Below are 6,687 nucleotides of genomic sequence, written 5' to 3'. Positions count from 1 at the left end.
GGTCCCACACCGTGGGCGGGCCTCGTCGCATATAGGCTCACCCGGTGCCTCTCGACCCCAGCTTCACCGGACGCAGCTATCCGCCGTCGCAGCCGTACGACGTGAGCCGCGAGAAGATCCGCGAGTTCGCCGACGCGATCGGCGCGACCAGCCCGGCCTACCGCGACGCCGAAGCGGCGAAGGCGTTGGGGCACAGGGACGTCATCGCCCCGCCCACGTTCGCGATCGTCGTGTCGATGAAGACGAACGAGACCGTGATGTTCGACCCGGAGCTGGAGCTCGACTACAGCCGTGTCGTGCACGGCGACCAGAACTTCACCCACCACCGGCCCATCACCGCGGGTGACCAGCTCGTCAGCGTGGCGCACATCGACGCCATCACGTCGCGCATGGGCAACGACATGGTGACCGTGCGGACCGAGATCAGCACCGTCGACGGCGAGCTCGTCGCCGTCGCGAAGTCGATGCTCGTCGTGAGGGGAGAGGACGCGTGACCGTCGAGGTCGGCACCGAGCTGCCGAAGCTGTCCGTCCGCCTCAAGCGCGACGACCTGGTGCGCTACGCGGGTGCGTCGCTGGACTTCAACCCCATCCACTGGAACGAGAAGACCGCGAAGGACGTCGGCCTGCCCGACGTCATCGCGCACGGCATGCTCACCATGGCCGTGGCCTCGCGGATCGTCGCGGAGTGGATCGGCGACCCCGGTGCGATCGTCGAGTACGGCTGCCGGTTCGGCCGGCCCGTCGTCGTGCCGAACGACGGCGAGGGAGCGCTGGTCGAGGTCACCGCGAAGGTCACCAAGGACTTCGAGGACGGAACTGTGAAGGTCAACATCACCGCGGCTTTTGACGGCAAGTCCGTGTTGACAGGCGCGTTCGCCCGCGTGCGCGTGAGCTGATCATGTGATCAAGAACACCGCCGGGTCACCCGGCCCGGTGGTGTTTGCCGTGCTCACGGGAGATTTCGTGGTCATGGGGCACGCAGTTGCACGACCCGGATTCGTGTTCTCGGCGGTCGTGTGGGTAGGCTGTGCGACAGGCCGCTCGATAAGTGCTTGAGCGGTCTGGTTGGAATGGACGGGACAGCCTCCCGTACACTTCCTGCTTGGCCAGGGGATCCCGATCAGGGGTTCCGAAGGGGTGTAGCTCAACTGGCAGAGCAGCGGTCTCCAAAACCGCAGGTTGCAGGTTCAAGTCCTGTCGCCCCTGCTGTCGAAGCGTCATGGGTGGAGTGGAGGACGGCATGAGCGAGGGCCGCGAGCAGGACCAGCCGGAGGAGCGCGAAGGCGCTGTCCGGCCGTCCACTGCTGCGGCGCGACGTGAACGTCGTGCCTCCTCTCGCCCGGCCGCCCGCAAGGACGGCAGCAGCGCCGAGTCGAAGAAGAGCGTCGCCAAGTCCGACTCGTCGGACGAGGACGCGAAGAAGGGTCGCCCGACCAAGACCCGTGAAGGGCAGGAGAAGCGTCCCTCGCTGATCGGGCGGTTCTTCCGCTACATCCGCGAGGTCGTCGGCGAACTCCGCAAGGTGATCTGGCCGACGCGCAAGCAGCTCGTCACCTACACGGGCGTTGTCCTCGTGTTCGTGGTGTTCATGGTTGCGCTGGTGTGGGCTCTCGACCTCGGCTTCGGCGCGGCTGTTTTCGAGTTGTTCGGCTGAGCCGGACAGCTGCCGCTGCAACCAGGAAGCGAGATCCACAGTGAGCTCCGACAACGGCGTTGACGCCCAGGAGAAGACCGACCTCATCGACGACGAGGTGTCCGAGGACACCGCGGCCGACGAGACGGTCGAGTCGGAGGCTGTGGACTCCGAAGACGCCGAGACCGCGGACGACGAGGCTGCGGACGACGCCGACGCGGACGACGTCGACGTTCTCGCCATCGACGAGACGCCGATCGACGAAGAGATCGCCGACCCCGCCGAAGAGCTGCGACAGGCCCTGCGCCACGCGCCCGGCGACTGGTACGTCGTGCACTCCTACGCCGGCTACGAGAACAAGGTCAAGGCGAACCTCGAGACTCGTATCCACACGCTCGACATGGAGGATTACATCTTCCAGGTCGAAGTGCCGACCGAAGAGGTCACCGAGATCAAGAACGGCCAGCGCAAGCTGGTGCAGCGCAAGGTGCTGCCCGGCTACATCCTGGTCCGCATGGAGCTCACCGACGCGTCCTGGAGCGCCGTCCGCAACACGCCGGGCGTGACCGGGTTCGTCGGAGCCACCTCGAAGCCCTCGCCGCTCACCATCGACGAGGTGCTGAAGTTCCTGCTCCCGCAGGGTGAGCAGAAGCCCGCCGAGGGCAAGAAGGCCGCTTCTACGGCCGCGCCGAAGCCGACCATCGAGGTCGACTTCGAGGTCGGCGAGTCGGTCACCGTCATGGACGGGCCGTTCGCCACGCTGCCCGCGACGATCAGCGAGGTCAACGCGGACGGCCAGAAGCTGAAGGTCCTGGTGTCGATCTTCGGCCGGGAGACGCCGGTCGAGCTGTCGTTCAGCCAGGTCTCCAAGATCTGAGCGGTTTCCTCTCGCGAGGGGACCGATCGGCCACGCTGCGGCTGGCAGGGCCGCGCGCGGACACCGCAATAACAGGAAGTACGGACAATGCCACCCAAGAAGAAGAAGCTGTCAGCGATCATCAAGCTGCAGATCAAGGCTGGTGCCGCCAACCCGGCGCCGCCCGTCGGTCCCGCGCTTGGTCAGCACGGCGTCAACATCATGGAGTTCTGCAAGGCCTACAACGCCGCGACCGAGTCGCAGCGCGGTCAGGTCGTGCCGGTCGAGATCTCGGTCTACGAGGACCGCTCGTTCGACTTCAAGCTGAAGACCCCGCCGGCCGCGCGCCTCATCCTCGCCGCCGCCGGTGTGGACAAGGGATCGGGCGAGCCCCACCGCCTCAAGGTCGCCAAGGTGACCATGGAGCAGGTGCGCCAGATCGCGCAGACCAAGATGGTCGACCTGAACGCGAACGACATCGACCAGGCCGCGAAGATCATCGCCGGCACCGCCCGTTCCATGGGCATCACGGTCGAAGGCTGACCACACCCTCTTGTGCAAGCGTGGGAGAGCCGAGCGCGGCTCATTCACCACGAACTGATCCACGGTAAGGAACAGAGTCATGAAGCGCAGCAAGGCCTACAAGGCCGCCGCCGAGCTGGTGGACCGGGAGCGGCTGTACTCGCCGCTGGAGGCCGCCAAGCTCGCCAAGGAAACGTCCAAGGTGAAGCTGGACTCGACCGTCGAGGTCGCGATTCGCCTCGGCGTCGACCCTCGCAAGGCCGACCAGATGGTCCGCGGCACCGTGAACCTGCCGCACGGTACGGGCAAGACCGCCCGCGTGATCGTCTTCGCAACCGGTGACAAGGCCGCCGAGGCCGAGGCCGCCGGTGCGGACGCCGTCGGCTCCGAGGACCTGATCGAGCGCATCCAGGGTGGCTGGCTCGACTTCGACGCCGCGATCGCCACCCCCGACCAGATGGCCAAGGTCGGTCGCATCGCCCGCATCCTGGGCCCGCGTGGCCTGATGCCGAACCCCAAGACCGGCACCGTGACCCCCGAGGTCACCAAGGCCGTCAACGACATCAAGGGCGGAAAGATCAACTTCCGCGTTGACAAGCAGGCCAACCTGCACTTCGTCATCGGCAAGGTGTCGTTCGACCCCGAGAAGCTGGTCGAGAACTACGCGGCCGCGCTGGACGAGGTGCTCCGCGCCAAGCCGTCCGCGGCCAAGGGCCGGTACGTCAAGAAGGTCACCGTCTCCACGACGATGGGCCCCGGCATCCCGGTCGACCCGAACCGCACCCGCAACATGCTGGTGGACGAGGCCTGAGCCTCCCCGGTTCGCAGCTGGCACTCGTGAGAAAGGCCCCCGGTTCGCCGGGGGCCTTTCTCCGTGTCACGACGGTTTGCGTGCGGCCAGCAGGAACACCAGCGGTGTGGCCAGGAAGTCGCCCGCGCGCAGTTCTGCCAGCCAGCGTTCGCCCTCGGGACGCTCCAGGAAGCCTGCTCGGATCGCGCGTTCGGTGTTGCGGGAGAAGAGGAAGACCTTGTCCGCCTCGGTGAAGTCGCGGAACACCGGTGCCGTGGTGTGGACGGACTCGACCTCGAAGCCCGCCGCGCGGGCCAGGCGGGGGAGCCGGCGGCCGATCGTGGCGTTGCGGACGATGTCCGCGCAGATGAAGCGGTTGAACGCCCTGTTGGTCTCCAGGTCGCCGTCCACGACCGTCGCGTCCCAGTCCGGTTCGCCGACGCGCAGCAGGCCTCCCGGCTTGAGCACGCGCAGCAGTTCGGCCAGGACCGCGGCGGGGTCGGCCACGTGCTGCAGCGCTCGGTCCGTCCTCGCCCGGTCGAAGGTGGCGTCCTCGAACGGGAGGGCGTGGCCGTCGGACAGGAGCACCTCGACCTCGGGGCGGCCGCGGAAGCGCGCGCTGGCGACCTCGACCATCCTCGGCTCGATGTCCACGCCCACCACGCGGCCGGAGGTCGTGACGGCCTCCGCCATCGCCGGGATGTCCGCGCCGGGGCCGCAGCCGAGGTCGAGGACGCTCAGCCCCGGCTCCAGGTTCAGCAGGTCGAGCAGCTGGCGCTTGTAGTCGCCGGCCACCGCGGCGACGTTGTCCATGTACGCGACCTTGTCGGTGCCGGGCACCCCCCGTGCGTTCGCCATGGGCGCCAATCAACCACAGGTGCTGGGTGACCAGTCGGTGATGACCCAGCCGGCGTTGACCTTCTCGACCACGAAGAGGCCCAGGCGCGGGCCGCCCTCGACGGTCAGGGCGCACGAGTCGATGGTGACCTTCGTGGAGGCCGGGGTCTTCAGCATGTCCGGCGGGAACAGGACCTGCTGGTACCTGTCGACGCTGGTCACCTGGGTCTTCAGCGTCTTCACGGCGGCTGCGCAGTCGCTTGCGCCGTAGGCGTTCGCGAACTTCTGCCGGGTGTCGTCGCGCAGGAACAGCGTGCAGGCGCGCGTCGTGTCCGCGAACGAGACGTGCTTGTAGAACATGCCGACCGTGCCCTGCAGTCCCGCCGGTGCGGACAGGCCCTGGGCCGGGCCCGTCACGCCGCCGCTGTCCTGGGCGACATCGCCGGGGTCGTCGCTGCCGAAGAAGTGGTTGTAGGCCCACACCGCGCTGAAGACGACGAGGAGGAAGAACAGCGCCCGCCAGAAGAGGCCGCTGCCCAGCACGACCAGCCACCACCGCTTGCCCTGCGGCTTGAACGGCTGGGGCGCCTGGCCCGTCGCCTCCTGGTAGCGCTGGTACTCCTGGAACCGCTGGAACTCCTGGAACTGCCGCAGGTGCTCCGGGTCCACCTGCGGCGCGGGCGGCTGGGGAGGCTGCGGCTGGCGGGGCGCGAGGTCCTTGCCGGGCTCGTCGGTCACACGTCACATCATGCCGATTTGGACGGCCGCGACACAGTCGGCTAGTCTTTTCCTGGTTCTACCGAAGACCGCAGGTTGTCTCCGCGAGGAGACCGAAGGCCCCGTTGCAACACGGGCGGCCCGCGCAGGGAGGACGAGGCAAAGCTTCTTGTGACGCCCCGTGCTGCTTGTGCGCGTGGGCGTTTCTGTTGTTTCGGGACCTTCTCCAGCTGGCGGTCTAACCCAGCCCAGAGAGGAGGCGATCATGGCGAAGCCCAGCAAGGTTACGGCGGTCGCTGAGCTCGCGGACCAGTTCCGCACCAGCTCGGCTGCTGTTGTCACCGAGTACCGTGGCCTCTCCATGGCGCAGCTCACCACGCTGCGTCGCGCTCTCGGCGCGGGCACCAAGTACACCGTCGCGAAGAACACGCTGGTCAAGCTGGCCGCTGCGGACGCCGGCATCGAGGGCCTCGAGGCCCTCCTCGCCGGTCCGACCGCCATCGCGTTCGTCGAGGGCGAGCCCGTCGACGCCGCCAAGGCGATCCGCGACTTCGCGAAGGACAACAAGGCCCTGGTCATCAAGGGCGGCTACATGGATGGCCGCCCGCTCTCGGTCGAAGAGGTCACCGCCATCGCGGACCTCGAGACCCGTGAGGTGCTGCTCGCGAAGCTCGCGGGCGCGATGAAGGGCAACCTGTCGAAGGCCGCGGGTCTGTTCAACGCCCCGGCTTCCCAGGTCGCTCGCCTGGCTGCTGCCCTGCAGGAGAAGAAGGCCGCCGCGGCTCCCGCCGCCGAGGCCGACGCTCCCGCCGAAAGCTGATCACCCGAAGACACGCCCGGCGCTTTCGCGCGGGAGATTAGAAAGGACCGCCGATCATGGCGAAGCTCAGCACCGAAGAGCTGCTCGACGCGTTCAAGGAGATGACCCTCCTCGAGCTGTCGGAGTTCGTGAAGCAGTTCGAGACGACCTTCGAGGTCACCGCCGCGGCGCCCGTCGCCGTCGCCGCTGCCGCCGCCCCCGGCGCTGCTGCCGACGAGGCCGAGGAGCAGACGGACTTCAACGTCGTCCTCGAGTCGGCCGGCGACAAGAAGATCCAGGTCATCAAGGTCGTCCGCGAGGTCGTCTCGGGCCTGGGCCTGAAGGAGGCCAAGGAGCTGGTCGAGTCCGCTCCCAAGGCCATCCTCGAGGGCGTGGCGAAGGACGTCGCCGACGCCGCCAAGGAGAAGCTCGAGGCTGCCGGCGCCAAGATCACCGTCAAGTGATCTCGGCCCCTCCGGGGGCTGGCGTTCTGCCTCGCAGTGCCTGAACGGGCGCGCATCCCTTCCGGGG

The 6,687-nt window shown here is 67.8% G+C and carries 10 protein-coding genes and 1 tRNA gene; 9 read left to right on the top strand and 2 right to left on the bottom strand.

Features of this window, described 5'->3' with window-relative positions:
- Nucleotides 1-44 precede the first annotated feature (44 nt).
- From ACFWGZ_RS38290 to rplA, 7 genes are all read left to right on the top strand, one after another.
- Complete coding sequence (locus tag ACFWGZ_RS38290) at nt 45-494, top strand: MaoC family dehydratase N-terminal domain-containing protein (RefSeq protein WP_382456491.1); 450 nt, start codon at nt 45-47, stop codon at nt 492-494.
- A complete protein-coding gene (locus tag ACFWGZ_RS38285) occupies nt 491-898 on the top strand; it encodes a MaoC/PaaZ C-terminal domain-containing protein (RefSeq protein ID WP_382456490.1) in 408 nt (135 codons plus the stop codon). The genes ACFWGZ_RS38290 and ACFWGZ_RS38285 overlap by 4 nt, the downstream gene beginning before the upstream one ends.
- A gap of 237 nt (nt 899-1,135) precedes the next feature.
- Nucleotides 1,136-1,208, top strand: a tRNA-Trp gene (locus ACFWGZ_RS38280).
- Between the two features lie 34 nt (nt 1,209-1,242).
- Nucleotides 1,243-1,656 carry a preprotein translocase subunit SecE gene (secE, locus tag ACFWGZ_RS38275; RefSeq protein ID WP_382456489.1) on the top strand — a complete coding sequence of 138 codons (414 nt, stop codon included), beginning with the start codon at nt 1,243-1,245 and terminating at the stop codon, nt 1,654-1,656.
- Nucleotides 1,657-1,696: 40 nt separating this feature from the next.
- A complete protein-coding gene (nusG, locus tag ACFWGZ_RS38270) occupies nt 1,697-2,512 on the top strand; it encodes a transcription termination/antitermination protein NusG (protein WP_382456488.1) in 816 nt (271 codons plus the stop codon).
- Nucleotides 2,513-2,599: 87 nt separating this feature from the next.
- The gene (gene rplK, locus ACFWGZ_RS38265; RefSeq protein WP_053733180.1) at nt 2,600-3,034 is read left to right on the top strand and encodes a 50S ribosomal protein L11; all 435 of its coding nucleotides are present in this window, start codon (nt 2,600-2,602) and stop codon (nt 3,032-3,034) included.
- 79 nt (nt 3,035-3,113) lie between these two features.
- Nucleotides 3,114-3,824, top strand: a complete 711-nt coding sequence (gene rplA / locus ACFWGZ_RS38260) for a 50S ribosomal protein L1 (protein ID WP_382456487.1) — start codon at nt 3,114-3,116, stop codon at nt 3,822-3,824.
- Between the two features lie 66 nt (nt 3,825-3,890).
- Here rplA and ACFWGZ_RS38255 read toward each other — a convergent pair whose 3' ends face one another.
- Together ACFWGZ_RS38255 and ACFWGZ_RS38250 are read right to left on the bottom strand one after the other, a co-directional pair.
- Nucleotides 3,891-4,661 (bottom strand): methyltransferase domain-containing protein, encoded by a 771-nt coding sequence (locus tag ACFWGZ_RS38255; RefSeq protein ID WP_382456486.1) that lies wholly within the window; start codon nt 4,659-4,661, stop codon nt 3,891-3,893.
- A 9-nt stretch (nt 4,662-4,670) separates the two neighbouring features.
- Nucleotides 4,671-5,378 carry a hypothetical protein gene (locus ACFWGZ_RS38250; RefSeq protein ID WP_382456485.1) on the bottom strand — a complete coding sequence of 236 codons (708 nt, stop codon included), beginning with the start codon at nt 5,376-5,378 and terminating at the stop codon, nt 4,671-4,673.
- Between the two features lie 244 nt (nt 5,379-5,622).
- Here ACFWGZ_RS38250 and rplJ point away from each other — a divergent pair, with 244 nt between their 5' ends.
- Both rplJ and rplL read left to right on the top strand, forming a co-directional pair.
- Complete coding sequence (gene rplJ, locus ACFWGZ_RS38245) at nt 5,623-6,177, top strand: 50S ribosomal protein L10 (RefSeq protein WP_382456484.1); 555 nt, start codon at nt 5,623-5,625, stop codon at nt 6,175-6,177.
- A 56-nt stretch (nt 6,178-6,233) separates the two neighbouring features.
- Nucleotides 6,234-6,620, top strand: coding sequence for a 50S ribosomal protein L7/L12 (gene rplL, locus ACFWGZ_RS38240; protein WP_382456483.1), 387 nt, complete (start codon nt 6,234-6,236; stop codon nt 6,618-6,620).
- The last annotated feature ends 67 nt before the right edge of the window (nt 6,621-6,687 follow it).

Origin of the sequence: Lentzea sp. NPDC060358 (assembly GCF_042725365.1) — a bacterium.
GTDB lineage: Bacteria > Actinomycetota > Actinomycetes > Mycobacteriales > Pseudonocardiaceae > Lentzea.
This window is presented reverse-complemented; position numbering and strand designations above follow the sequence as displayed.

Coding starts and splice junctions, on each gene's coding strand:
- secE (WP_382456489.1), top strand. CDS start 1,243: ATGAGCGAGGGCCGCGAGCAGGACCAGCCGGAGGAGCGCGAAGGCGCT.
- rplK (WP_053733180.1), top strand. CDS start 2,600: ATGCCACCCAAGAAGAAGAAGCTGTCAGCGATCATCAAGCTGCAGATC.
- rplA (WP_382456487.1), top strand. CDS start 3,114: ATGAAGCGCAGCAAGGCCTACAAGGCCGCCGCCGAGCTGGTGGACCGG.
- ACFWGZ_RS38255 (WP_382456486.1), bottom strand. CDS start 4,661: ATGGCGAACGCACGGGGGGTGCCCGGCACCGACAAGGTCGCGTACATG.
- rplJ (WP_382456484.1), top strand. CDS start 5,623: ATGGCGAAGCCCAGCAAGGTTACGGCGGTCGCTGAGCTCGCGGACCAG.
- rplL (WP_382456483.1), top strand. CDS start 6,234: ATGGCGAAGCTCAGCACCGAAGAGCTGCTCGACGCGTTCAAGGAGATG.